This window comes from Streptomyces nitrosporeus, assembly GCF_008704555.1.
GTDB classification, from domain to species: domain Bacteria; phylum Actinomycetota; class Actinomycetes; order Streptomycetales; family Streptomycetaceae; genus Streptomyces; species Streptomyces nitrosporeus.
This window is the reverse complement of the sequence record NZ_CP023702.1, coordinates 4,460,318-4,486,129: the sequence shown is the minus strand read 5'-3', so window position 1 is coordinate 4,486,129 and position 25,812 is coordinate 4,460,318. Positions and strand designations below refer to the sequence as shown.

General features: G+C 71.4%; 22 protein-coding genes. 16 read left to right on the top strand and 6 right to left on the bottom strand.

Annotation, left to right across the window (positions count from 1 at the left end; all coding sequences use genetic code 11):
• The first annotated feature begins 136 nt into the window (after positions 1–136).
• From CP967_RS19930 to CP967_RS19915, 4 genes are all read left to right on the top strand, one after another.
• Entirely contained in the window at positions 137–859 is a 723-nt protein-coding gene (locus CP967_RS19930) for a GOLPH3/VPS74 family protein (protein ID WP_150489266.1), read from the top strand.
• Positions 860–1,134: 275 nt separating this feature from the next.
• Positions 1,135–1,992, top strand: a complete 858-nt coding sequence (locus CP967_RS19925; protein ID WP_150489265.1) for a helix-turn-helix domain-containing protein — start codon at positions 1,135–1,137, stop codon at positions 1,990–1,992.
• 217 nt (positions 1,993–2,209) lie between these two features.
• On the top strand, positions 2,210–2,416 hold the full coding sequence (locus CP967_RS19920) for a DUF397 domain-containing protein (RefSeq protein ID WP_150489264.1): 207 nt from the start codon (positions 2,210–2,212) through the stop codon (positions 2,414–2,416).
• 660 nt (positions 2,417–3,076) lie between these two features.
• Positions 3,077–4,657 carry a sodium:solute symporter family protein gene (locus CP967_RS19915; protein WP_150489263.1) on the top strand — a complete coding sequence of 527 codons (1,581 nt, stop codon included), beginning with the start codon at positions 3,077–3,079 and terminating at the stop codon, positions 4,655–4,657.
• A gap of 70 nt (positions 4,658–4,727) precedes the next feature.
• Here the strand turns inward: CP967_RS19915 and CP967_RS19910 are convergent, their stop codons facing one another.
• The 4 genes from CP967_RS19910 to CP967_RS19895 form a co-directional block, all read right to left on the bottom strand.
• Positions 4,728–5,846: an ADP-ribosylglycohydrolase family protein gene (locus CP967_RS19910; protein ID WP_150489262.1), complete on the bottom strand. Its 1,119-nt coding sequence runs from the start codon at positions 5,844–5,846 to the stop codon at positions 4,728–4,730.
• 211 nt (positions 5,847–6,057) lie between these two features.
• Positions 6,058–7,233, bottom strand: coding sequence for a bifunctional glutamate N-acetyltransferase/amino-acid acetyltransferase ArgJ (gene argJ / locus CP967_RS19905; protein ID WP_150489261.1), 1,176 nt, complete (start codon positions 7,231–7,233; stop codon positions 6,058–6,060).
• Positions 7,234–7,491: 258 nt separating this feature from the next.
• On the bottom strand, positions 7,492–8,040 hold the full coding sequence (locus tag CP967_RS19900) for a YciI family protein (protein WP_150489260.1): 549 nt from the start codon (positions 8,038–8,040) through the stop codon (positions 7,492–7,494).
• Positions 8,041–8,223: 183 nt separating this feature from the next.
• Positions 8,224–8,697, bottom strand: a complete 474-nt coding sequence (locus tag CP967_RS19895; RefSeq protein ID WP_150489259.1) for a carboxymuconolactone decarboxylase family protein — start codon at positions 8,695–8,697, stop codon at positions 8,224–8,226.
• Between the two features lie 249 nt (positions 8,698–8,946).
• Here CP967_RS19895 and rfbB point away from each other — a divergent pair, with 249 nt between their 5' ends.
• The 10 genes from rfbB to CP967_RS19845 all read left to right on the top strand — a co-directional run bounded on the left by rfbB (position 8,947) and on the right by CP967_RS19845 (position 19,665).
• Complete coding sequence (rfbB, locus tag CP967_RS19890) at positions 8,947–9,915, top strand: dTDP-glucose 4,6-dehydratase (protein ID WP_150489258.1); 969 nt, start codon at positions 8,947–8,949, stop codon at positions 9,913–9,915.
• A gap of 122 nt (positions 9,916–10,037) precedes the next feature.
• The gene (locus CP967_RS19885) at positions 10,038–11,063 is read left to right on the top strand and encodes an MDR family NADP-dependent oxidoreductase (protein WP_150489257.1); all 1,026 of its coding nucleotides are present in this window, start codon (positions 10,038–10,040) and stop codon (positions 11,061–11,063) included.
• A 73-nt stretch (positions 11,064–11,136) separates the two neighbouring features.
• A complete protein-coding gene (locus tag CP967_RS19880; RefSeq protein ID WP_150489256.1) occupies positions 11,137–12,585 on the top strand; it encodes an MFS transporter in 1,449 nt (482 codons plus the stop codon).
• Positions 12,586–12,764: 179 nt separating this feature from the next.
• Positions 12,765–13,679: a glucose-1-phosphate thymidylyltransferase RfbA gene (rfbA, locus tag CP967_RS19875; RefSeq protein ID WP_150489255.1), complete on the top strand. Its 915-nt coding sequence runs from the start codon at positions 12,765–12,767 to the stop codon at positions 13,677–13,679.
• 13 nt (positions 13,680–13,692) lie between these two features.
• Positions 13,693–14,295, top strand: a complete 603-nt coding sequence (rfbC, locus tag CP967_RS19870) for a dTDP-4-dehydrorhamnose 3,5-epimerase (protein ID WP_150489254.1) — start codon at positions 13,693–13,695, stop codon at positions 14,293–14,295.
• Between the two features lie 50 nt (positions 14,296–14,345).
• Positions 14,346–15,521 (top strand): macrolide family glycosyltransferase, encoded by a 1,176-nt coding sequence (locus CP967_RS19865; protein ID WP_167535414.1) that lies wholly within the window; start codon positions 14,346–14,348, stop codon positions 15,519–15,521.
• Positions 15,522–15,558: 37 nt separating this feature from the next.
• Positions 15,559–16,011 carry a nuclear transport factor 2 family protein gene (locus CP967_RS19860; RefSeq protein ID WP_150489252.1) on the top strand — a complete coding sequence of 151 codons (453 nt, stop codon included), beginning with the start codon at positions 15,559–15,561 and terminating at the stop codon, positions 16,009–16,011.
• A gap of 55 nt (positions 16,012–16,066) precedes the next feature.
• Entirely contained in the window at positions 16,067–17,179 is a 1,113-nt protein-coding gene (locus CP967_RS19855) for a DegT/DnrJ/EryC1/StrS family aminotransferase (RefSeq protein WP_150489251.1), read from the top strand.
• A 234-nt stretch (positions 17,180–17,413) separates the two neighbouring features.
• A complete protein-coding gene (locus CP967_RS19850; protein WP_150489250.1) occupies positions 17,414–18,535 on the top strand; it encodes an epoxide hydrolase family protein in 1,122 nt (373 codons plus the stop codon).
• 8 nt (positions 18,536–18,543) lie between these two features.
• Positions 18,544–19,665 carry a winged helix DNA-binding domain-containing protein gene (locus tag CP967_RS19845; RefSeq protein ID WP_150489249.1) on the top strand — a complete coding sequence of 374 codons (1,122 nt, stop codon included), beginning with the start codon at positions 18,544–18,546 and terminating at the stop codon, positions 19,663–19,665.
• A gap of 263 nt (positions 19,666–19,928) precedes the next feature.
• Here the strand turns inward: CP967_RS19845 and CP967_RS19840 are convergent, their stop codons facing one another.
• On the bottom strand, positions 19,929–21,374 hold the full coding sequence (locus tag CP967_RS19840) for an alpha/beta fold hydrolase (RefSeq protein WP_150489248.1): 1,446 nt from the start codon (positions 21,372–21,374) through the stop codon (positions 19,929–19,931).
• Positions 21,375–21,506: 132 nt separating this feature from the next.
• Here CP967_RS19840 and CP967_RS19835 point away from each other — a divergent pair, with 132 nt between their 5' ends.
• Complete coding sequence (locus CP967_RS19835) at positions 21,507–21,974, top strand: hypothetical protein (protein WP_150489247.1); 468 nt, start codon at positions 21,507–21,509, stop codon at positions 21,972–21,974.
• A gap of 375 nt (positions 21,975–22,349) precedes the next feature.
• Here the strand turns inward: CP967_RS19835 and CP967_RS19830 are convergent, their stop codons facing one another.
• Positions 22,350–24,932 (bottom strand): bifunctional FO biosynthesis protein CofGH, encoded by a 2,583-nt coding sequence (locus tag CP967_RS19830; protein WP_150489246.1) that lies wholly within the window; start codon positions 24,930–24,932, stop codon positions 22,350–22,352.
• A gap of 121 nt (positions 24,933–25,053) precedes the next feature.
• Here CP967_RS19830 and CP967_RS19825 point away from each other — a divergent pair, with 121 nt between their 5' ends.
• Positions 25,054–25,698 carry an HAD family hydrolase gene (locus CP967_RS19825; RefSeq protein WP_150491954.1) on the top strand — a complete coding sequence of 215 codons (645 nt, stop codon included), beginning with the start codon at positions 25,054–25,056 and terminating at the stop codon, positions 25,696–25,698.
• The last annotated feature ends 114 nt before the right edge of the window (positions 25,699–25,812 follow it).

Genomic DNA, 25,812 nt, shown 5'->3' with positions numbered 1-25,812 from the left:
TCCTGTGCGAAACCCTGGGCTCGGCTGCTAGACGGGAACGACATACCTAACGGTTCCCTCACAAAGCACCCAGGCACTCTCGACAGACCATTGTGAGAGGGGTCACCCTGTCATTCATCCACGCGGGGAGGCATGGATGGGCAGGAGCCGCAGAACAATTCCGGAGGAGCTTCTGCTGCTCGCTCTGGACCCGACCACGGGTACCACAGCGCAGCCGCAGTCGCTCGACCTCGGCCTGGCCGGGGCACAGCTAGTGGAGCTGGCTCTGGCAGGACGGATAGCCCCTGACGGGGATCGTATCGCCGTGGTGATGCCACGGCCGACAGGAGATCCGACTCTGGACTCCGCACTGGAACTGCTGCGCCGTCGTGGCAGTCCGGTCCGGGCCGTCCATTGGATCGGCGGACCCCGGCTGGGGCTCCGTCAGATCTATCTCGCTCATCTGGAGCGGTGCGGCATGGTGCATGCCGTGGCGGGCCAGATGTGCGGAGTACTGCCGACCACTCGCTACCAGGCGACGGACACGGCGGTCAGCCGGGACATCCGGTCCCGGCTGGACAGTGCGATCCGCACCGGCGTACCGCCGGACCCGCGGACCGCGGCGCTCGCCGCGCTGGCCCACGCGGTCGGTCTCGGCAAGCACCTCTACCCGGGGAACGAGGGGCGTTCATCACGCTCCCGGCTTCGGGATCTGATCAGGCACGACCCGATGGGCGGCCTCGTCGCACACGCGGTGATGGACGTCCAGAACGGTGTGGCGGTCCAGCCGCGCCGTAACCAGCAAGCAGCAGGCATGCCGTCGCAACCGCAGGCACCCGCGCGGCGCGGCAGTATGGCGCACACCTCGGCCGTTCACTGAGCGTACGAACGGCAGCGCGAACCGGAACACGAATGACAGCACGACCGCGCGGACACTTTCGCGGAGCACCGAGAATCAGTACCGAATACCGCCGCACCGACGTCCCCCAGACCCGGTTCGGGAGCCGCACCAGGCGCGGGGCAGCCGGATCCACCGGCTGCCCCGCGTTTCCGCGTGTGGCCGTTTCCCAGCGCGGCCGGCCCTCCGGGTGGCAATCTGCTGAACAGCAGACACGCACAGCTACAACAGCTGCATAGCCCGGAGGTGCCGTTCCCGTGCCGACCAATGTCAATCCCACCGTCAGGCGACGGCGGTTGGGGCAGGAATTGCGCCGCCTTCGCGAACTCAAAGGCATGACGGCCGAAGAAGTCGCGGAGCGGCTCCTGGTCTCCCAGTCGAAGATCAGCCACCTGGAGAACGGCCGCCGTTCCATCAGCCAGCGCGACGTGCGCGATCTCTGCGGGGTCTACGAAGTGGAGGACCACCGCGTCGTCGACTCGCTCATGCAAATGGCCAAGGACTCCCGCCAGCAGGGCTGGTGGCACGCGTTCGGTGACATTCCGTACAGCGTCTACATCGGCCTGGAGACGGACGCCGAGTCGCTGCGGGTGTACGAGCCCCAGGTCCTCCCGGGTCTCCTCCAGACCAGGAGTTACGCGGAGGCGCTGATCAGCGGGGCGCTTCCCGAGGCGCCGCCGTCCGACATCGACAAGCGGGTCAGCGTCCGTCTCAGGCGGCAGGAACGGGTCAGCTCCCCGGACAATCCCCTGCGGCTGTGGGCGGTCATCGACGAGTCGGCACTGCGCCGGCAGGTCGGCGACAAGCAGGTGATGACCGAGCAGCTGGAACACCTCATCGAGCAGTCGCAGCTGCCCCATGTCACCGTGCAGGTCCTGCCGTTCGAGATGGGTGCCCATCCGGGTATCAACGGGCAGTACGCCATTCTGGAATTCCCCGACGCCGCCGACTCCAGCGTGGTGTACATCGAGGGCGTCACCAGTGACCTGTACCTGGAGAAGGCCAACGACGTACAGCGCTACAGCGTCATGTACGAACACCTGCGGGCCCAGGCGCTGAACGCCGATCAGACACGCGAATTCATCGGCGGAATCATCAAGGGCTACACCGGCTGACGTCCCGGACCCCATGGGCCGTTTCCGTGCGGCAGAAGCGTCCGGATGAGGTGGGGGCGGGACGATACACCGCCTTCACCTCACACGGAAGCCTTGGCTGGAATATGCCATCCGGTCGAGTGAACGGCAGCACCGCGCAAGGTTGTTGGCGAGTAGCGTCGATCACGCCAACAGAAAGCGTTGGTGCCCCTACACAACTCTCTGAACCGGAGTCACCATGGCTATCCTCCAGGGCGCTACGGACACGTGGACCAAGTCGTCGTATTCCGGCGGCAACGGAGCGTGTGTCGAGGTCAAGTCGCCTGTCACGCAGTCCGTCGCCGTCCGTGACTCGAAGGCCCCCGAAGGGCCTTCGCTCACCTTCGTCCCCGGCGCGTGGAACGCCTTCGTGCGTGACGTCGCCGCGGGTTCCGTGGACGCCTGACACCACCCGGCCGGGCATCACGGCACCGGCCCGCGTCACAGACGCGCCCAAGAGCCCTCTCGACTGGTTCGCCGTCCTGGCCGAGGGGGCTCGGCCCGTCAGCGGACAGCCACGCCGTCCGGCCCACGCCGTCCGGCCCGGCCGGCCGCGCACGGCCACTGCGCCAGGCGCGTCGGCGTTCCGGCGCGCGTGCGCCGGGCGGCTCCGGCGCACCGGAGCTGGATCGTGAAGCTCTCCCCTTCCTCCGGCCGCACGGGACCCGCATCCCGTGCGGCCGTTCCACGTTCCGGCGGCGCCGGGTCCGGTCGGACCCCGCGGTATCGCCGCCTGCCCGGCAGCCACTGCCCTGCCGGTCACCGCTGTCGCTGTCGCTGCTGTTGCTGTTGCTGTTGCTGTTGCTCACATCTCTGCACAGCCTGACGAAGTGCCCGCTCATCGTGTGGCCGCGGTCACGTTCACGACAACGCCCCCCAAGGTCAAGAAAAAGTAAAATCGTTCTGCTTGCTGATCTGTGTTCACATCTCTGACCGTTGCGACCTTGACCGGGGGTGTGGCCAGACGGTTCAATCCCCGCAGTCCCCTTCCCGCACGGGGCCCCGCTGAACGGCCGTACCGACGAAGTGCGTTCCCGTTCACATGGCGGACCCCTGGAGGGGGCACATGAACAGTCTCGACTGGGCCGTGCTCATCGGCTATTTCGGCGTGATGGTCGCGATCGGAATCTGGTCGCACAAGCGCGTCGACAACGTCAGCGACTTCTTCACCGCGGGCGGCAAGATGCCGTGGTGGCTGTCCGGCATCTCGCACCACATGTCCGGTTACAGCGCGGTGATGTTCACCGGTTACGCCGGCATCGCGTACCAGTACGGTGTGACCTCGTTCGTCACCTGGTCGCTGCCGATCGCGATCGGCATCGGCATCGGTGCGCAGCTCTTCGCGCCCCGGCTCAACCGGCTGCGCTCGCGCCTGCACGTCGCCTCGCCGCTGGAGTACCTGAAGAACCGCTACAACGTCCCGACCCAGCAGGCGCTGGCCTGGTCCGGGCTGCTGCTGAAGATCGTGGACGTGGGGGCGAAGTGGGCGGCCATCGCCACTCTGCTCTCGGTGTTCACCGGTATCAGCCTCACCCAGGGCATCTTCATCACCGGCACCATCACCGCCATCTACTGCACGGTCGGCGGTCTGTGGGCGGACGCCCTCACCGAGCTGGGGCAGTTCATCATCCAGCTGTTCGCCGGTATCGCCATGCTGGTCATCGTCCTGAAGGAACTGGGCGGATTCAGCGCGCTGTGGACCGTCTGGGACAAGCTGCCCGAGGGCCACGCCGAACCGACTGCCGGTCCGTACACCGTGACGTTCCTGCTGGCCTACCTCTTCATCAAGACGTTCGAGTACAACGGCGGGATGTGGAACCAGGCCCAGCGCTACATGGCCACGGACTCCGCCCGCTCCGCGACCCGCTCGGCCCGCCTGTCGGCCGTCCTGTGGCTGGTCTGGCCCGTGGTGCTCTTCTTCCCTATGTGGGCCGCCCCGCTGCTCGTGGAGGCCCAGAAGCCGGACGCCTCGGACAGTTACGCGCTGATGACCGAGCAGTTGCTGCCGCACGGGCTGCTGGGCCTGGTCGTCGTGGGCTTCTTCTCCCACACGATGGCGATGTGCTCCTCGGACGCCAACGCCATCGCGGCCGTGTTCACCCGCGACATCGCACCGGTCCTCTCCAAGTCCGCCCGCTCCTGGAACAACCGGAGCGGGCTGCTCGCCGCCCGGGTCTCGACGCTGGCGTTCCTCGCCCTGTCGATGGCCCTGGCCACGCAGATCAACTCGCCGACGTTCAAGGACATCATCTCGGTCGTCATCAAGTGGGTGGCGGGGCTGATGGGCCCGATCGCGATCCCGTTCATGCTGGGCATGCTGCGCAGGTTCCGCAAGTCCGGCCCGACGGCGGCGCTCGTCAGCTGGGCGGCGGGGCTGCTCGCTTTCTACTTCACCAACTACAACTTCGACGGTTCGGTGAAGACGAGTGTCGCCCTGCAGTACCAGGTGGCGCTCCCGCTGGCGATCTCGCTGGTGCTCTACATCGTCGTCGGGTTCATCAGGCCCGAGGACACCCCGGAGCGCGACGCGATCATCGAGACGATCAACACGGACGGCGAGGGCCCCGCGGGTACGGCCGCGGCGGCGGTACCGTCCCAGCCCGCCGGCGCCGACGGACCGGTCGTACCGAAAGGCGTGAAGGACTGACGGTCCCGGGAACGCGGTGGGCGGGCGGCGACGGCGGTCGCCGCCCGCCCGCCGTCCCCGGCGCGGACGTTCAGGCCCTGGGGTAGCGGGCCAGCCAGCCGGGTGCGGCGGCGGCCGGGCTGTGCAGGGCGGGGCCCTGGGTCATCTCCATCGCGAAGTCGTCGGCGAGTTCGAGGACGGTGGGGCGGCCCTCCAGCTCCGCGAGCCAGCCGGGCGGCAGTGCGGTCTCACCGTGCAGAGCGCCGAGAAGGGCCCCGCAGACGGCTCCGGTGGCCGCGGACGGCCCGGAGTGGTTCACGGCCAGCCGGAGCCCGTGCTGCACGTCCTCGCCGACCAGCGCGCAGTACAGCCCCACAGCGAGCACCTCCTCAGCCGAGTCGGTGTCGCCGAGCGCCTCGATGAGGGCGGGGCCGGGGATCCCCTGCCGTACGGACCCGAGGGCCTGCCGCAGCGCGTCACAGACCTGTTCGCCGCCCGGCCGGCCGGCGAGCAGGGCCAGCGCGTGCTGGACCGAGCCGTCCAGGGTCTCGCCGCGGGCCAGCGCGTGCACCAGGAGCGCGAAGGCCCCGGCCGCCAGCTGGGCGGTGGCGTGGCCGTGGGTGTGGGCGGCGCACTCCACGGCCAGCTGGAGGACCAGCTGCGGCTCCCAGCCCACGAGCAGTCCGAACGGCGCGGAGCGGGTGAGCGCGGCGGAGTCCCGCGCGGAGGGGTTCTTCGGGGCCGCGAGGGTCCCCATGGTCGCGTCGCCGAAGCCGGCCAGGCATTCCTTGGTGGGGGCGCGGCGCGCGTACAGCCACTCCTCTCCGGCCAGCCAGCCGTTGTCCTCGCGGCGCTCGTCGGGTCCCCAGGCGCTCTGGGTGGCCGCCCACCGCAGATGGGCACGGTGGACGTCGGTGGGCGGGTGCCAGGCCCCGGTGTCCCGGCGCACCTGGGCCCGTATCAGCCCGTCCACGGTGAACAGGGTGAGCTGGGTGACGGCGGTGACGGCGCCCCGCCGGCCCCCGTCGGCAGCGGCGAAGCCGGTCAGCCCCTCGTCCCCGTACAGGGCGCGCACCTCCTCCAGGGAGAGCCCGGTGACGGGCGCGCCGAGCGCGTCGCCGATCGCGCCGCCGAGCAGTGCGCCCCGGACCCGGCTGCGGAAGTCCTGCTGCTGGACACGGCCCCAGACAGCGGTGGTCCCTGTGCTCACCGTGCCCCTTCCGTCCGATCTACGGTGTGCGACTGCGCAAGCACTGTAATCGAACAGGACGGAGCGTCTCAGGGACGGAACAGTATGTACGCACTGGTGCGCCTGAGCACTGTTGAACGGCATTCCTCACGGTTTCCGGCCGGTGCGGGGCCGGTACGAAGCCGGTGCGGAACCGGTACGGGGCCGCCCGGTCGGGCGGCCGACGGCCGGATCAGGTGGTGTAGTCGGCGTTGACGCGGATGTAGCCGGCGGAGAGGTCGCAGCCGTAGACCGTGGCCTCGGCCTCTCCGAGGCCGAGCGTGACGACGATGTCCACCTCGTCCCGGCGCATGACCTCGGCCAGTTCGCTGAGGGTGTGCTCCTCGGGTTCCCCGGGGTAGACCTCGGTGTCCCCGAACCGCACGGTGACCTTGTCCGGTGCGATGCGGGTGTCGTCGGTGTTCTTGCCGATGGCCATCAGTACGCGCCCCCAGTTGGGGTCGGCACCGTGGACGGCCGTCTTGACGAGGGGGGAGTTGAGGACGCTCTTGGCGACGCGCCTGGCCTGTTCCCGGTCGGCGGCCCGGCCGACCGTGACGCGCAGGAGCTTGGTGGCGCCCTCGCCGTCCCCGGCGAGCTGCCTGGTGAGGTCCAGGCACAGGTCGGCGAGGGCTTCGGAGAAGAGGTCCGTGTCGACGGGACCGGCGGCACCGTTGGCGATGACCGCCACGGTGTCGGAGGTGGAGGTGTCGGTGTCCACGCTCAGGCAGTTGAAGGTGTGGTCCACCGCGTGGCGGAACGCGCGGTCCAGGTCGGCGGGGGAGACGTCCGCGTCGGTGAAGACGTAGGCCAGCATCGTGGCCATGTCGGGTTCCAGCATGCCGACGCCCTTGGCGACCCCCACGAGGCGGGCCCGCCCCACGGTCCGTACGGCGGTCTTCGGGCGGGTGTCGGTGGTCATCATCGCGCGGGCCACGTCCAGCGGTTCCGCCGTGAACGCGGCGGGGCCCCGCTCGGCGGCCGCGTCGAAGTGCGTACGGATGGTGTCCATCGGCAGCGGGCGTCCGATGACACCGGTGGAGCCGATGAGCACCTCCTCCGGCGGGATGCCCAGCATCCCGGCGACGCGGCCGACGACCTCGGCGGCGTTCTCCTCTCCCCGGCGTCCGGTCGCGACGTTCGCGTTCTGCGCCACCGTCGTCACGGCCCGCAGGCACCGGCCCGCCGCGTGGGTCCGGCTGAGGACCACGGCCGGGCCCGCGAACAGGCTCCGGGTGAACATCGCGGTGCTGGTGGCCGGCCGGTCGGACGCGACGACGGAGATGTCGTCACCGTGGTCGCGCAGCCCCCCGTGGCCGGTGTACGCCTTGAAGCCCGTCGGCCATGCCAGGGCGCCGGAACCCGACATCACTGCATCTTTATGTGTCATGAGGCATAAGTTTGCATCACGGGTGGTGGGCCGTCCATCCTTTTCGGACAGCACCCGCACGGAGCCGCGCGTCCACGGAAACCGGAGGTCTTCCGGAGCGGACGCACGGCCACGTCACCGCGCGTCAGGCCGGCGCGTCCACGGGATCCGGCCGGACACCGAGGTGCGACCGGACGCCGGGGTGCGGAGCGGCCCGGGGGGATCCGGCGGTGGCGCCCGCCCGGACGCCCCCGGTCGTCACGAACGCCCGCCGAACTGCCAGTTGTGCACCTCGATTCCGGCGTACCGGTCCGGGGTCAGGAGGGCACCTGCCGTGTCCGGGTCCGGCGCCCGGACCAGCGCCGCCGTCCCCAGCCAGACGGCGCCGTCGTCGGACAGCAGCGGCCCGTAGGCGATCAGCTCGTCACGGCCGGGCGGTACGGCGAGGTCGGCGGCCTCCCCCTCACCCAGACCGAGAACCAGGTAGCGGCTGCCCTCCTCCGGGCCGCCGGGGAAGTCCCACATGGTGCGCCCCAGCGTGTTGCGCCACCGCCGCAGCAGCACGTCCCGGTAGGCACCGGCCTGGTAGTTGGGCTCGTCGAAGGCGAACGCGCGGGCAGCGGCGGGCCCGGGCAGGTCGAGGATGTGCACACTGCCGGTGGGGGTCTCGCCGTCGTCGGCGAGGGTGGGGCCCCGGGCGATCATCTCCTTCTCGTACCCGTCCATGTACGACCAGTGCTCCTCCAGCAGCTCCTCGCGCAACAGCAGGGAGCCGGGCCGGTCTCGGTGGTAACAGAGGAATTCCATGCCCAAGGATCTCGCCGCAAAGGCGGCCGGGTCGAGCGGTTTCACCGCATCGCCTGCTCGGCGGACCGGTCGGCGGCCACCGGTACAGGCCGGTCCGGCGGCCACCGGTACGGGCCGGTCCCGCCGCCCGCGGCCGGGGGGCCGCCACCGCGGCGGTCCCCCGGCACCACCACGGCGGCGGGGTCAGCCGAACATGCCGGGCTTGTAGTCGCCCGCGGGCTGCTGGACGAGGACGTTCAGCCGGTTGTAGGTGTTGATGACGGCGATGAGGCCCACCAGGGCGACGAGCTGCTCCTCGTCGTAGTGCTCCGCGGCCTTCGCCCACACCTCGTCCGGCACCCCGCCGGCCGCGTCCGCGATCCGGGTGCCCTCCTCCGTCAGCTCCAGCGCGGCCCGCTCCGCGTCGGTGAAGACCGTCGCCTCGCGCCAGGCCGCGATCAGGTTCAGGCGCACCGAGGTCTCCCCCGCCGCCGCGGCGTCCTTGGTGTGCATGTCGGTGCAGAAGCCGCAGCCGTTGATCTGGCTGGCCCGGATCTTCACCAGTTCCTGCGTCGCGGCGGGCAGGCCCGAGCCGGAGACCGCCTTCCCCGCCATGTTGATGTGCTTCAGGAAGGCGAGGGCGGTCTTGTTGCCGAAGAGGTCGAGACGAGCGTTCATGGTCTGCTCCCAGGTCGTTGCCGATACCGCTTACACACACTCGACGGATCAACTTCGCGGGATGTGACATGGATACGCGTGACATGGATACACGTGACATGGATACGCGCGGCCCGGATCCCACCGCGTCCGCCCCGTGCGTCCGCCCCGTGCGTCCGCCCCGCGCTCCGTGCCCCGTTCGAAAACCCCGCCCCGCCCGCCGTACGCGGCTCGACCCGGTCTCAAGTCCGGGTACCTAGGATCCCCGGCATGCGGATATTTGTTACCGGTGGTGCGGGTTTCATCGGATCCCAGTACGTCAGGGCCCTGTTGTCGGGCGAGCTCCCGGGGACCCCCGCGGGTGCCGCCCGGGTGACCGTGCTCGACGTGCTCGGCCACGGCGGCGACCTGCGGAACCTCGCACCGGTGTCCGGGCATCCGGGGCTCACGTTCGTCCGCGGTGACATCCGTGACGCACAGCTGGTCGACGAGGTGGTCCGGGGGCACGACGCGATCGTCCACTTCGCCGCCGAATCGCATGTGGACCGGTCCATCGAGGACGCCCACGCGTTCGTGTCGACGAACGTGCTCGGCACACAGGTGCTGCTGGACGCGGCGCGGCGGCACGGCGTCGGACGCTTCGCGCACGTGTCGACGGACGAGGTCTACGGTTCGATCCCGGTCGGTTCGTGGACCGAGGAACAGCCGCTGGCGCCCAACTCGCCCTATGCGGCGTCCAAGGCGGGGTCCGACCTGCTGGTGCTGGCCGCGCACCGGACCCACGGCCTGGACACCGTGATCACCCGGTGCTCGAACAACTACGGGCCCCACCAGGATCCGGAGAAGGTCATCCCCCGGTTCGTGACGAACCTCCTGCGGGGCCGGCGCGTCCCGCTGTACGGGGAAGGGGCCAACGTCCGCGAATGGCTCCACGTCGCGGACCACTGCGCGGCGGTCCACCTGGCGCTGCGCAACGGCCGGTCCGGCCACGTCTACAACGTCGGCGGCGGCACGGAACTGACCAACAGGGAACTGACCGCGCTCCTGCTGGAGATCTGCGGATCGGGGTGGGACATGGTCGAGCGGGTCGCCGACCGGCTCGGCCACGACCAGCGGTACTCCCTGGACATGGCCAAGATCCGGCGGGAACTGGGCTTCACCCCCCGGCAGTCGTTCGACACGGGTCTCAAGGACACGGTCGAGTGGTACCGGGAGAACGCCTCCTGGTGGAACGGATGAGGGGACCGGCCGGGGCCCGCCCCCCGGCCGAGCGGCGCTCCGGCGCCGTGGCGGGGCCGCCGGGCCGCGCACGTCCCGACCGCATCGAAACGAATGAAGAAATGAACCGAAGGGGATTACCCATGACTGCCCAGACTCCGCCCGTGACCGGCAAGGAAGTACGGCTGGCGCGCTATGTCACGGACCAGCCGTCGAAGGACGACTTCGAGACCGTCGAGGCGGAGACCGCCGCACCCGCGGACGGCCACGTCCTGGTGCACAACCGGTACCTCCAGGTGACCGCAGTCATGCGCGACCTGATGACCGAGGACCCGGGGCTGCCCATGATGCCGGCCTACAAGGTCGGCGAGCGGCCGTGGGGCGGTGCGATCGGCGTCGTCGTGGCCTCGGCCGACCCTAGCCTCGCCGTGGGCGACACCGTCCAGCACATGGACGGCTGGACCGAGTACTCCACCGGGCCCGCCGCCCAGTACTTCAAGGTGGACCCCTCGTGGTACCCGGGGCTGGAGTACTTCCTGAACCAGGGCATCACGGCCTACCACGGCATGGCCGACGTCGCCGAGGTCGGCGAGGGTGACGTGGTCTTCGTGTCGAACGCGGCCGGCGGTGTCGGCTCGCTCGCCGGCCAGATCGCCAAGGCCCGCGGGGCCAAGCGCGTCATCGGCTCGGCCGGCAGCGCCGAGAAGGTGGCGTACCTGACCGAGAAGCTGGGATACGACGCCGCGTTCAACTACAAGGACGGCCCGGTGGTCGACCAGCTCCGGGAGCTCGCCCCCGACGGGATCGACGTGTTCTTCGACCTGGTCGGCGGGGAGCAGTTCGAGGCCGCCGTGCAGGTGGCGGCGCAGGGGGCCCGGATGGCGCTGGGCGGCACGGTCTCCGCGCAGACCGGCGACGCCCAGGGGGCGTTCCCCCGGCTGGACATCATGGCCGGGATCATCCGGCAGATCGTCATCAAGCCGTTCTCGACGTACCACACGCCGGAGCAGATCCAGGCGTGGAACCAGCACTTCTCCCAGTGGCTGCAGGAAGGAAAGATCGTCCTGCCCTACACCGTGGTGGAGGGCGGCGTGGAGGCCGCGCCCGAGGCGCTCATCGGCCTGCTCCGCGGCGCGTACAAGGGCAACGTCCTCGTCAAGATCTCCTGATGTCCGGCACGGAGCAGTCCCGCCGCCCGCCGGTACGGGGGCGGACCCACCCGAGGAGAAGGGTTCCTCTTCGATGATCGACCAGATGGCACCGGCCGTACCGGTCCGGCAGCGCCGGGCGGGACTGGTCCTCGCGGTGTGCTGCCTCGCCCAGCTGACCGTGATCCTCGACTCGTCCATCGTGAACGTCGCCATCCCGTCCATCCAGGACGCGCTGCACTTCACACCGGGCAGCCTGACCTGGGTGTACAACGGGTACCTGATCCCCTTCGCGGGCTTCCTGCTGCTGTCCGGACGGATGGTGGACCTCCTGGGCGGCCGGCGCATGCTGATGGTCGGCTTCGCCGTGTTCACCCTGTTCAGTCTCGTCGGCGGTATCGCGCCGAACGCGGCGACCCTGGTGATCGGCCGGGCGGGGCAGGGCATCGGCGGAGCTGTCATGGCGTCCGCCTCCCTGGCGGTGCTGAGCTCCACGTTCACCGAACCGGTGGAACGCGCCAAGGCGCTGGCCCTGTGGGGCGCGGCGTCCGGGAGCGGCGGGGCGGTCGGGGTGCTCAGCGGCGGCGCGATCGTCGAATGGATGTCGTGGCGCTGGGTCCTCCTCATCAACGTGCCGCTGTGCCTGGTGATCATGGCGATGGCCGCCGTGTCCGTCGCGCCGACCCCGAGCCGCGGCACGCGCAAGGGGACCAAGCTGGACCTGCTGGGCTCCCTGTCGGTCACGCTGGGGATCGCCGCGCTCGTCTACGGCCTCGCCGAGGGGCAGCGCTACGGCTGGGGGTCGGCGCGCATCGTCACGGCGCTGACGGTCGGCGTGGTGCTGCTCGTGGTGTTCGTGCTGGACCAGGCGAAGTGGGCGGCGCAGCCGCTGATGGAGCTGAGCCTGTTCCGCAACCGCTCGGTGTGGGCGGCCAACGTCACGATGCTGGCGCTGGGGGCGGCCCTGCCCACGGCGTTCTACTTCCTGACGCTGCTGTACCAGTCGGTGCTCCACTACAGCGCCATGCGCACGGGGCTGGTGTTCCTGCCGCTGACGCTCTGCGCGTTCGCCGGCGCGGCCGCGTCCTCGGTGGTGGGGCCGAAGGTCGGTCCCCGTCCGCTGATGCTGGTCGGACTCCTCCCGATGATCGCCGGGCTGCTGTGGCAGTCGGCGGCCGACGAGAACGCCGCCTACGCCGTCGATCTGCTGGGGCCGAGCCTGCTGTTCGGCCTGGGGCTCGGCATCCTGGTGACCTCGGTGGCCTCCGCGGCGACGGCGGGGGTACCGGACGACAAGCAGGGCCTGGCGTCGGGGGTGCTGAACACCTCCCAGGCGCTGGGAGGGGCGGCCGGTCTCGCGGTCATGGTCGCCCTGGCCCAGATGCGTACGTCCCAGGTCGCCGACGGCGGTCCTCCCGACGCCCACGCGTTCGCGTCCGGTTACGGGGTCGCGTTCCTCGCGACCGCGGTGCTGCTCGTGTGCGCGCTCGCGGCGGCCGCGGCCGTCCCCCGCACGCCTCCCGGCAGCGGGAAGGCGGGCTGACAGACCTTCTCCAGCCCCGCCGCACAGGCCCGTCCGGTCCCCTCCGGGCGGGCCTGTGGCCGTCCTCGTCCCGGTGCCGCGCGGCGCCGGACCGCACGGCCCGCCGGCTTTCGGCGGTGCGGCCCGGGGACCACCCGGGCTCGACAGGCCCTATAGGCGGTGTCACTAACTTCCGAGACATGCGAGGAATAATTCTGGCCGGCGGAACCGGCTCCCGCCTGTGGCCGATCACCCAAGCCATGTCGAAACAGCTCATGCCGGTGTTCGACAAACCGATGATCTACTACCCGCTGTCCACCCTGGTGCTGGCGGGCGTACGGGACATCCTCGTCATCACCACACCCTCCGACCGGGACTCCTTCGAGCGGCTGCTGGGCGACGGCTCGCACCTGGGCCTGCACCTGCGGTACGCGACCCAGCACAGCCCCGCCGGCATCGCCCAGGCGCTGGTGATCGGCGCGGACTTCATCGGGGACGAGCCGGTGGCGCTGATCCTGGGCGACAACATCTTCCACGGGGTCGGCCTCGGGGACCAGCTGAAGGCCCACACCGCTCCGGAAGGCGGCCACATCTTCGCCTACCCGGTGGCGAATCCGGGCGATTTCGGCGTCCTGGACTTCGATCTCGAAGGACGTGTCCTGTCCATCGAGGAGAAACCCTCGCACCCCAAGTCGCGCTACGTGGTCCCCGGGCTCTACTTCTACGACAACCGCGCCGTCGACATCGCCCGGTCGCTGCGGCCCAGCCCCCGGGGCGAGCTGGAGATCACCGAGGTGAACCAGACGTACCTGAGCCGGGGCGAGCTCGGCGTCACCGTGCTCGACCGGGGCACCGTGTGGCTCGACACCGGGACGTTCTCCTCGCTGGTGCAGGCCTCGGAGTTCGTCCGGGTGATCGAGGAGAGGCAGGGCCAGAAGATCGGCTGTGTCGAGGAGGTGGCCTGGCGGAGCGGGCTCATCGACAGCGACCGGCTCCGGGAACTCGCGAAGCCGCTCATGCCCAGCGGCTACGGGGAGTACCTGATGCAGCTGCCCGACGCCGCGGGCCGGGAGATCCAGCGCATGGTCCCGGTCGGCGCCGGCGCCACAGGGTGACGGGAGGAAACCGGTGATCTTCACAGAGCTCGGCCTCGAAGGCGTCCACCTCGTGGAACCGAAGGTGTTCGGTGACGCGCGCGGTGCGTTCCTGGAACTGTTCGTCGGCGGGCGGCTGACCGAGGCGACCGGCCGCACCATGGACGTGGCGCAGGTCAACTGCTCGGTCTCGCGGCGCGGCACGATCCGCGGCATCCATCTCACCGCCGCCCCTCCGGGAGAGGCGAAGTACGTGACCTGTGTGAGCGGTTCGGTCGTCGACGTCGTCGTCGACGTCCGTGTCGGCTCGCCCACGTACGGCAAGTCCGTCGCGGTCCCGCTGGACGACGAGCGGCGGCACGCCGTGTACATCCCGGCGGGGTTCGGGCACGGCTTCGCGGCCGTCAGCGAAACGGCGGTGGTCACCTACCTGTGCGACCGCGTCTACACCCCCCACCAGGCCATCTCGATCAACCCGCTGGACCCGCGGCTCGCCCTGCCGTGGCCCGCCATGGACGACATCGTCCTGTCCGACAAGGACAGGGACGCGCCGACGCTGGCGGAGACGGAGGCCCTCGGCGTGCTGCCGGACCACGCGGCCCTCCGGGCCCAGGTGCCGGCCGGGTCGCGCGGATGACGCGGCCGGCGTTCCCGAACAAGCCGACGATCCCAGGAGCTGGAGTTCCCGTGAAGAAACACATCGCCTTCCTGAACATCCCCGCGGCGGGCCACGTCACGCCGACGCTCGGCGTGGTCGAGGAGCTGGTCAGGCGCGGCCACCGGGTCAGCTACCTGGCCGCCGGCGACTTCGCCGAGCGGATCGCCTCGACGGGTGCCGAGGTCATCCCCTACACCTCCACCATCGACCCCCGGACGATCGCCCCGACCGGCGCCGAGGACTGGCTGGCCCGGGTGCTGCTGGGCGCGGTCCGCGAAGCGGCCGCCACCGCCCCGGTGCTGGAGGATCACTTCGGCGACGACCCGCCGGACTGCCTGGTCTACGACATCTCGATGCAGTTCCTCGGCCGGGTGATGGCACGGAAGCTCGGTGTACCGGGCATCCAGCTCTACCCGGTCCTCATCTCCCGCCAGTACTTCTCCGAGGCGGAGGAGGCCGCCGAGGGGATGTTCGGTGAACTGACCCGGGAACTGCGCGCGTTCGCCGACGCGCACGGGCTGGGGGAGGTCACGCTGGACGAGCTGATGGCGGACGCCGCCCACAACATCTCCTTCATGCCGCGCGCCTTCCAGACCGACGGCGACTCCTTTCCCGAGGACCGGTACACGTTCGCCGGGATCACGCTGCGGGAGAGCGACCTGCGGGGCACCTGGCGGCCGTCCGGCGACAACCCCGTCGTCCTCATCTCCCTCGGTACGACCTTCAACACCCAGCCCGAGTTCTTCGCGATGTGCGCCAAGGCGTTCGAGGGGCTGCCGTGGCACGTGGTGATCGCGGCGGGCCCCGGGGTGGACCTGGACGCGGTGGGCGAACTGCCGCCCAACGCCGAGATCCACACCTGGCTGACCCTTCAGGCGGTGCTGGAGCACGCCGGCGCGTTCGTGTGCCACGGCGGTGCCGGCAACACCATGAACGCCCTGTACGCGGGGGTGCCCCTGGTCTCCGTACCGCACAACGGCGACTCGGAGATGATCGCCGGCCGGACGGGGGAGCTGCGGCTCGGCCGGGTCCTGGACCCCGAGGAGGTCACCCCCGAGACCCTGCGGGAGGCCGTCCTGGAGGTCGCCTCCGACCCGGTCGTACGGGAGAACCTGCGCACCATGCGGGAGCACATGCACAAGGCCGGCGGCGCTCCGCGCGCGGCCGACGCGATCCTCGGCCACCTCCGCACCGCGGCGAAGTGACCACCGGCGTACCCACCGAGAAGACCTGGAGAGACCGATGAACGCGCACGACCTCAGCACCACGCTCGTCCCGAGCGACCTCTACCTGGAGATCCAGCAGTTCTACGCGCTCCAGCTCAAGATCCTCGACCGCGGTGACGGCGAGCAGTGGGCCCGCACCTTCACCGAGGACGGGGTCTTCCAGGCCGCGGACATGCCCGACCCGCTGGTCGGCCGGGAGATCCTCGTCAAGGCGATCGAGCGGCAGAGCGCCCGGCACGAGGGACTCGTCCTGCGCCACTGGTCGGGGCAGCTGACCGTGGAGCGGATCGACGACGACACGGTCCGCGCGCAGAGCTACGTCATGGTGTACGTGACCCCCGACCGCACCCTCCTGAGCGGCGAGGTGCACTTCCGCCACCACACCCTGTGCGAGGACGAACTCGTCCGCGCGAACGGCACCTGGCTGGTACGGAAGCGCTTCGTCGAGACGGACGGTGAGTACAAGTGAGCCCCCGGCGCGGCGGGGACCGCGGGCTTCCCGGGCCGCCGAGGGGGCGGGGCGCGTGATTCCCCTCTTCAAGGTGGCGATGTCCCCGAAGGCGTCGTCGCTGGTGGGCGAGGTCCTGGACAGCGGGTACATCGGGCAGGGCGCGAAGGTCGACGCCTTCGAGCGCGCCCTGGCCGAGCGGCTGGACAACCCCCGGGTGCTGACCGTGAACAGCGCCACGTCGGGGCTGCACCTGGCCCTGCACCTGGTCGCGACGGAGTCGGGGCGGGACGGTGAGGTCCTGGCGACCGCGCTGACCTGCACGGCGACCAACTGGCCGATCCTGGCGAACGGCATGCGGATCCGCTGGGTGGACACCGATCCCTCCACCCTGAACATGGACCTCGACGACCTGGCCCGGAAGATCACCCCGGAGACCCGGGCGATCGTCCTGGTGCACTGGGGCGGTTACCCCGTCGACCTGGACCGCCTGCGCGGTGTCCTGGACCGGGCGGAGCGCCTGCACGGTGTCCGTCCGCGGGTCGTCGAGGACTGCGCCGACGCGTGGGGCGCCACGTACAAGGGTGTTCCGCTCGGCGGTCACGGCTCCATCGGTGTCTACAGCTTCCAGGCGGTCAAGCACCTGACGGCCGGGGACGGCGGGCTGATCGTGCTGCCCGACGACGGCCTGATGGACCGTGCGCGGTCCCTGCGCTGGTACGGCATCGACCGTGACGGCGGAGCGGCCCGGTTCAAGAACGACATCCCGGAGTACGGCTTCAAGTTCAACATGAACGACATCAACGCGGCCATCGGGCTGGCGAACCTGGAGATCGTCGACGGCATCGTCGCCCGGCACCGGGAGAACGCGGCGTTCTACGACGCCGAACTGGCCGGCGTGGACGGCCTGGAACTGACGGAACGCGCCACGGACCGCGAGCCGTCGTTCTGGTACTACTCCGTCAAGGTGGACAGGCGCGACGCCTTCGCACAGCGTCTGCGGGAGGCGGGGATCGCCACGAGCGAGGTCCACCACCGCAACGACGCCTACACCGCCACCCGGGAGTCCCGCGCCCTCCTGCCGGGACTCGACCGTGTCGCCGAGCGCCAGATCGCCCTGCCGGTCGGCTGGTGGGTGACCGACGAGGACCGGGCCCACATCGTGAAGACCGTCAAGGCCGGGTGGTAGCCGCCGCCGGCCGCTCCGGGGGCGCGGAGAGGGAGCAGGGAACCGGACGGGGGCGGGGAAACGGGCGGGGCGCGGGCGGGGACGCGGGGCCGGGGCACCCCGGCCGCCGTGTCGTCGCCCGCCTCCGCGTGCGCCCCGGGGGCGGGCACCGGCGCGACGGCGGATCGACCGGGGGTGTAGGGGCCTTCCCTAACCTCGGCCTCACGTCACGGACCGCCGAGGAGGCATCCCCCCATGGGAGCAGAGATCACACCGTTCCAGGTGAGCCAGCCCGAAGACGCGTTGCGTGAGCTGCGCCGTCGCCTGGCCGCCACACGCTGGCCGGACGCCGAAACGGCCGACGGGTGGGAGCAGGGCCCCCCGCTGTCGTACGTGCAGGAGCTGTGCGCCGTGTGGGAACGGGACCACGACTGGCGCATCGCCGAGAAACGGCTCAACGCCGTCCCCCAGTTCCGTACCGAGATCGACGGACTGGACGTGCACTTCCTGCACGCGAGGTCCCCCCATCCCGACGCCACGCCCCTGCTGCTCACCCATGGATGGCCCAGCTCGGTCCTGGAGTTCGTGGACCTGATCCCCGAACTGACCCACCCCGCCGACCCGTCCCACGCCTTCCACGTGGTGTGCCCGTCCCTCCCGGGCCACGGTTTCAGCGGCAAGCCGGCCTCCTCGGGGTGGACCGTCGCCAGGACCGCCCGCGCGTGGGCCCGGCTGATGAGCCGCCTCGGCTACCAGCGCTACGGCGCGCACGGCGGTGACTGGGGGTCGTGGGTGAGCGCCGAGCTCGGTACCGCGGACCCGGAGCACGTCCTCGGCATCCACCTGACCATGCCGCTGGCCAAGGCGCCCGAGCAGCCGGTGGAGCTGGACGAACGCGACCAGCGGGCCATGGCCCGTATGACGAGTTTCGGCCAGAACCGTTCGGGCTACGCGGTCATCCAGTCCACGCGCCCGCAGGCACTCGGATACGGTCTCGCGGACTCACCGGCCGGTCAGCTCTCCTGGATCCTGGACCGGCTCTGGGCCTGGGTCGACCACGACGGCGACCCGAACACGGCGCTCCCCCCGAACACCCTGCTCGACACCGCCACCCTCTACTGGCTGACGGGCACCGGCACCTCCTCGGCGCGGCTGTTCTGGGAGAGCTTCGGCAAGGAGCCGATGAACCCCACGAACGTGCCCGTCGGATGCTCCGTGTTCCCCAAGGACGCCTGGCTGCCCCGCGCGTGGGCCGAACAGCGCTTCACGGACCTGCGGTACTGGAAGGATCACGACAGCGGCGGCCACTTCTCCGCCTGGGAGAGGCCGGCCGTCCTCATCGACGAACTCCGGGCGTTCTTCGCCCTTTTGAACTGAGAGGTCAGATGGCCACCACTCCGTCCCGGCCCGCCGGCGTACTCGACCGGCGGGCCCTCAACCGCGCCTTCCTCGCACGCCAGTTACTGCTGGACAGGCGGACGATGACGGCGCAGGCCGCGCTCGAACACCTGGTGGGCCTCCAGGCCCAGGCCCCTTTCCCGCCGTACTACGGCCTGTGGTGCCGGCTGGAGGGCTTCCACCCCGCGGAGCTGGCCGGTCTCCTCACCAGCCGGCAGGCCGTACGCATCGCGCTGATGCGCGGCACCGTCCACCTGGTCACCGCGGCCGACTGCCGACGGCTGCGGCCGTGGCTCCAGCCGTTCCTGGAGCGGAGCCTGTCCACCACCTTCGCCAAGGACCTGAGCGGACTGGACGTGTCCGAGGTCGCGGCGGCGGGCCGGGCGCTGCTGGCGAAGGAGCCGCACACCGTCGGTGACCTGACCGCCGCCCTGCGCGCCGCGTGGCCCGCCCACCCCGCCACCGCCCTCAGCAACGTCGTGCGCAGTCTGCTGCCGGTGGTGCAGATCCCGCCCCGCGGGGTCTGGGGGCAGAGCGGGCAGCCGACCTACGCCCTGGCGGAGGACTGGCTGGGCGCCCCGCTGGAGACGGAACCGGACGTCGACGACCTGGTCCTGCGCTATCTGGCGGCCTTCGGGCCCGCCACCGTCAAGGACATCCAGGCGTGGTCGGGGCTCACCCGGCTGCGCGCGGTGGCCGACCGGCTGCGCCCACGGCTCGTCTCCCTGCGCGACGAGGAGGGCAGGGAGCTGCTGGACCTGCCGGACGCGCCGCGACCGGGCGCCGACGTGCCCGCGCCGGTCCGCTATCTGGCGCCGTACGACAACGCGATCCTCTCCCACGCGGACCGCACCCGGATCATCAGCGACGCGTACCGCAAGGCCATCGCGACGAAGAACGCCGTGATCCCGGGGACGATCCTGGTCGACGGGTTCGTCGCCGGGGCCTGGCGGATCGAGCGGGAGCGCGCCTCGACCGTGGTGGACGTACGGCTCTTCGCCCCGGTGGACAAGCGCCGGCGCGAGGAGCTGGAGGCGGAAGGGGAACGGCTGCTGGCCTTCGCCTCGGACGAAACCGCCTCGCGCGAACTGCGCATCACCGGGCCCTGACCGGCTGCGGGACCGGCGGGAGGCCGGCACCGGGCCGGTCCGGGGCCACGGCGCGGAAACCCGGCCCGTGGGCTCCGGCCCGCCGTCCCGGCCGCGCCGTCAGACCGGGACGACGGGCAGGGGCGGCCGGGGGAACAGCCGGGAGGGGCGGCCGGGGGGAACAGCCGGGAGGAACGGCACCCCGCCCCGGGCGTCATGGCGGGGCGGAGCACCTGGCGGGGCGGGGGCCCGGCGGCCCCCGCCGGGCCCTCCGGCCGGCTGGTTCAGACGGCCGGCCCGGCGGGGACGTCCGGCCGGGGCTCACCCGGGAGGTCCACCCGCGCGGGCGGCAGTTCCCCGTCGACCAGGTACGCGTCGACCAGGGCGTCCACCTCCGGGTGGCCGCCCAGGCGGTAGATCTCGTGGGCGCCCGAGTCGGTCACCACGATCAGCGAGTGCCCCAGGCGTTCGGCCATGGCCACCGCCCCGGGGAAGTGGTCCAGGGGATCACCGTCGGCCTGCACGACGAGGCCGGGCGGGCAGTCGCCCCGGGTGATCGCGGGCCGGGGCTCGACGGGGGCGCACGTGCCGAAGGCGGCCACCCAGGGCTGGGCGCGCATCACGCCGAAGCCGTACGGGAAGCGGTCCCGGTGGACACGCATGTCGCGGTAGTAGACCTCCAGGTCGTCCGGCCACGGGGTCTCGCACGTCACGGCCTCCAGGACGGCCTCGCGCAGCCCGCCCGCCGCGGTGCCCGGACGCCACCGGGTCCGCTGTGCGAGCAGCCCGCCGATCCGCTCCTGGTCCCCGGCGTCCAGCGCGTCCCTCAGCTCCCCGATCAGCACGGCGAGTTCCTGCCACCGTCCACGAGGCGCGCTCAGTGTGCCGAGAATCCCGTCCAGCGCGGTGCGCGCCGACGTGTTCCCGTCCTGCGGGACCAGCGCCGCCGCGACCCGCTCCACCGTGTCCAGCACCCCGAGGGCGTCGCCGCCCAGGCCGAAGACCCGGTCGCGCTGCCCGGCCCACTCCGCCCACCGGTCCACGTTCTCGCGGACCGCGAGCGCCTGGGAAGCGAACTGCCGCCGCCAGTCCCAGTCGGGGTGGACCGAGGAGTCCAGGACGTTGCGGTCCAGGTGCGCGCCGAACATCGCCCCGTAGACCGCACCGAGCAGGGTTCCGTAGGCCCAGCCCACGAAACTGATCTTCTCCTCGCCGAGCAGGATCCTGATCACGTTCATGTCGCGGGCGCTGTTGGCCGTGGTGATGTGGCGGCGCAGAGTGCCCCCGGCCCGCACGCACCCCTGGTCCCTCTCCCGCATGTCCGCGGTGATGGCGGCGAACGCGGAGTCCGGGGGGCGCGAGTCGAACGGTGTGCTCGTCACGCTCGCCTCGCCCTCGATCCGGGTGGAGGCGCCGGTGCCGCGGGGGTCGAACCCGATCAGGTCGTAGACCTCGTGGGGCGGGGTGTGCGCCAGCCGTGCCGGCAGCAGCCTGCCGAGCCCGCCGTCGCCTCCCGGGCCCCCGTTCAGGGACAGCAGCACACCGCGCCGCCTGCCCTCGTCCGCCACCCGGACCCGGCTGAGCGCGAGTTCGATCCGCTCACCGTCGGGCTGGGCGTAGTCGAGCGGCACCTCGATGGAGGCGAGTTCGAGGCTGTCGTCGAACTCGCTTGTCTTCCAGATGAGTTGCTGCGTCAGGTAACGTCGCAGCCCTGCTTCGCACCATGTCATGGGGGTATGCTCCGGCCGCCTGCTAGAGGTGTCCCGGAGCCGACATGGAGCTGCGGGGCGCCGGTGGTGCCCTCCTGGATGAGTACGGCCGACTCCAGCGGCGCTAGAGGTTAACAAGCCATTCTTGCCGCTATGAGAATGACACTTCGCCTCATCGTGACAGCAGCCGTGCTGACCGTGACGTCCTCGGCCACCGCCGTGGCAGCCACCCCGTGCTCCTTCTCCCCCGTCGGGACCTGGACGGGCACGGTCACGCGCCCCGGGGCCAGCGACCAGATACAGCTCGCCTTCGGCCCGTCCGGACGCGCGTGCCTGATAACCACCATGGAGAACGAGGTCACGACCAGCTACGGCGCCTGGCAGCAGAGCGGGTTCCTCCACTTCAACTACAAGATCAAGGAGGCGCTGACCGACGGGAACGGCACCCTGCTCGGCTGGATCCACATCGACCAGGACGCCGTCCAGCAGGGATCGGCCTTCAGCAGCTCCGGCACCTCGCTGGTCTACGACCTCGCCGGCAATCCGCAGGGGTCGGTGACCTCCTACGTCACGGCGACCAAAACCTCCTCCACCCCGCTTTCGTGTGCGGCGCACTCCTGACGGCGCCCCCTCACCCGGGCCCCACCGACAGGCGCCGGACAGACGCTCCGTGAAACGACACGCCTCCTGGCGGCCGGTGCCACGGTCGGACCGCACCGTGCCGCCAGGAGCCTCCTCCCGCGAGCGGACCGCGACGCGCGGTGGAGCCCCTCCCCCGCCGCGTCCGGCGCTCCCCGCACTCCGAGGCCCGCGGTACGCCCCGCGGCGGCTTCGCCGTCCGTACGGGCGCGGACCGCACGGCCCGCTTCCCCGCCGCCCCGCCGGCGCGTACGGACCCGGCCCCGCCGGGCGCCGCCTCCCCCCGGACGGACAGCACGGCCTCCTCGCAGCCGGCCGCCGGGGCGTCGCCCACGCCGGAGGCGACGTGTCCGGCTCTCACCCCTCCAACACCGGCAGCAGCTCCGGCAGATGCCCGTCGGAGGCCGCCGCGGCCGCGATCCGCTCCTCGGGGACCTCGCCGTAGAGCGTCGTACGCGGTTTCGCCGGACGGCCGGCCAGGTCGGCGATGGCGGTCAGGTCCTGGACGGACCGGTAGGAGCCGTAACCGGAGCCCGCCATCCGGGAGATGGTCTCCTCCATCAGCGTGCCGCCCAGGTCGTTGGCGCCGGAGCGGAGCATCTCGGCCGCTCCTTCGGTGCCCAGCTTGACCCAGCTGGTCTGGATGTTGGTGATGTGCGGGTGGAGGAGCAGCCGGGCCATCGCCGTGACGGCCCGGTTGTCCCGGTCGGTGGGTCCGGGGCGGGCGATACCGGCCAGGTAGACCGGGGCGTTGGTGTGGATGAAGGGCAGCGTCACGAACTCCGTGAAGCCGCCGGTCTCCTGCTGGAGCCGGGCCAGCGTCCGCAGGTGGCCCAGCCAGTGGCGGGGCTGGTCGACATGGCCGTACATCATGGTGGAGGAGGAGCGCAGGCCCACCTCGTGCGCCGTCCGGACGACCTCCAGCCAGGTCGCCGTGGGCAGCTTTCCCTTGGTGAGGACCCAGCGGACCTCGTCGTCCAGGATCTCGGCGGCGGTGCCGGGGATCGAGTCGAGCCCGGCCTCCTTGGCGGCGGTCAGCCAGTCGCGGACGGACATGCCGGTGCGGGTCGCCCCGTTGACGACCTCCATCGGGGAGAAGGCGTGGACGTGCATGTCCGGGACGCGTGCCTTCACGGCCCGCGCGATGTCGAAGTACGCCGTCCCCGGCAGGTCCGGGTGGATGCCGCCCTGCATGCAGACCTCGACCGCGCCGACGTCCCAGGCCTGGGCGGCCCGGTCGGCGACCTGGTCCAGGGAGAGGGTGTAGGCGTCGGCGTCGGTGCGCCGCTGGGCGAAGGCGCAGAAACGGCAGCCGGTGTAGCAGACGTTGGTGAAGTTGATGTTCCTGGTGACGACGTAGGTGACGTCGTCACCGACCACGTCGCGGCGCAGGGCGTCCGCGATCCGGCACAGTTCGTCCAGCGCCGGGCCGTCGGCGTGCAGCAGGGCGAGGGCCTGGTCGTCGGTGAGCTTCGCCGGGTCGTCGGCGGCCCGGGCGAGCGCCTGGCGTACGTCGGTGTCGATACGGGACGGGACCATGCCGGGAGCGGCCGCCTCGCGCAGGGCCTCCCAGTCGCCGTACACCTCGTCGAAGTCCTCGCGGCGGTCGCCGGTGCGTCCCTCGGTGTCGATGGTGCGGTGCAGGTCGGTGCGGCCGGACGAGCCGAACTCCTCGTCGGGCTCCTGCCAGGGCAGGCCCGCCGGGATCGCGCCCTCCTTCGCGAGACCGGTCTCCGGGTCGGCGAGGGCCCGCACGTGCGGGAGGACGCGCGGGTCGATCCAGGGCTCGCCCCGCCGGATGAACTCGGGGTAGACCGTGAGGCGTTCGCGCAGCTCGAAGCCCGACTCGGCGGTGCGTGCGGCGAGCTCCTCGATGTGCGGCCAGGGGCGCTCGGGGTTGACGTGGTCCGGGGTGAGCGGGGAGACGCCGCCCCAGTCGTCGATCCCGGCGCCGATCAGCAGGGCGTACTCGGCGTCCACGAGGTTCGGCGGGGCCTGGATACGCGCCGAGGGGCCCAGGATGTGCCGGGCCACCGCGACGGCCGCCGCCAGCTCCTCCAGCTCCGCGTCCGGCATCCCGCGCATCGCCGTGTCCGGCTTGGCGCGGAAGTTCTGGACGATGACCTCCTGGATGCCGTGGTAGGCGCGGGCGGTACGGCGCAGCTCGAAGAGGGAGTCGGCGCGCTCCTCGTAGGACTCGCCGATCCCGATCAGGATGCCGGTGGTGAACGGCACGTTGGAACGCCCGGCGTCCTCCAGCACCCGCAGCCGGACGGCCGGTTCCTTGTCCGGGGAGCCGTGGTGCGGGCCGCCCTTCTCGGACCAGAGGCGGGTCGCGGTCGTCTCCAGCATCATCCCCATGGACGGGGCGACCGGCTTCAGCCGCTGGAGGTCGGTCCAGGTCAGCACCCCGGGGTTGAGGTGCGGGAGCAGTCCGGTCTCCTCCAGGACCCGGATCGCCATGGCCCGGACGTACGCCAGGGTGTCGTCGTACCCCTCCGCCTCCAGCCACTCGCGCGCCTCGGGCCAGCGGTCCTCCGGGCGGTCGCCGAGGGTGAACAGCGCTTCCTTGCAGCCCATGGCCGCGCCCTTGCGGGCGATGTCGAGGACCTCGTCCGGGGAGAGGAACATCCCGTGCCCCTCGCGCCGGAGCTTCCCCGGCACGGTGACGAAGGTGCAGTAGTGGCAGGTGTCCCGGCAGAGCCGGGTGAGCGGGATGAAGACCTTGCGGGAGTACGTGATCACCCCGGGGCGGCCGGCGGACTCCAGGCCGGCGTCGCGCACCCGGGCCGCGGACGCCGCGAGGTCCTTGAGATCCTCCCCCCGCGCCTGAAGGAGTACGGCGGCCTCGGTCACATCGAGGGCGACTCCGTCGCGGGCCCGCCGGAGGGCCCGCCGCATCGCGTTGGTCGTGGGGCGTCCGCGCTGAGGATCGGTCATGATCCGAGCATACGAGCGGTGACGGACGCCCGGACCAGTGCCTCTGTCCGGTGCGGCCTCCGCCGCGTCCCCTGGCGCCTCGCCCGTCGTGCGCCGATCGCCGCCTATGGTCGGGACGATGATGGAAACGATCGTCTTCGACATCGGCGAGACCCTGGTCCGCGACGACCGCCGCTGGGCTTCCTGGGCCGACTGGCTGGGCGTCCCGCCGCACACGGTCAGCGCGCTCGTCGGTGCCGCCGTCGCGCAAGGGCGCGCGGCCACGGACGCGTTGCTCGTCCTGCGCCCCGGCATGGACGTCGCCGAGGCGTACCGGGCCCGGGTGGCCGCCGGGCGGGGCGAACACCTGGACGAGACCGACCTCTACCCCGACGTGCGTCCGGCCCTGGCCGAACTCCGGTCACTGGGTCTGCGGGTGGTCGTCGCCGGCGACCGGACCGCGCGGGCCGGTGAGCTGCTGCGCGCCCTGGACCTTCCCGTGGACCTGGTGGCCACCTCCGGGGAGTGGGGTGTCAGCAAGCCGGAACCGGCGTTCTACGCACGTGTGCTGGAGGTCTCCGGCGCGGCAGCCGAGGACACGCTGTACGTCGGCGACCACCCGGCCGACGACCTGTTCCCGGCCAGGTCGTCCGGGCTGCGGACCGCCCACATCCGCCGTGGCGCGTACGGGCACTGGTGGGCGGACCACCCGGATGTGACGGCGGCGGCGGACTGGTGCGTGAACGCGCTGACCGACCTCCCGGCGCTGGTCGGGGCCGCCCGGTGAAGAGGACCGGGCGGCGCGGCCGGGCCCGCGTCGTGGACAGGCCATTGCCCGGCCGTGACCCCCGTGTGATCACCGCCCCGTAGCCTCCCAGCGTGCCCCGCCGAGCGGGCGGAC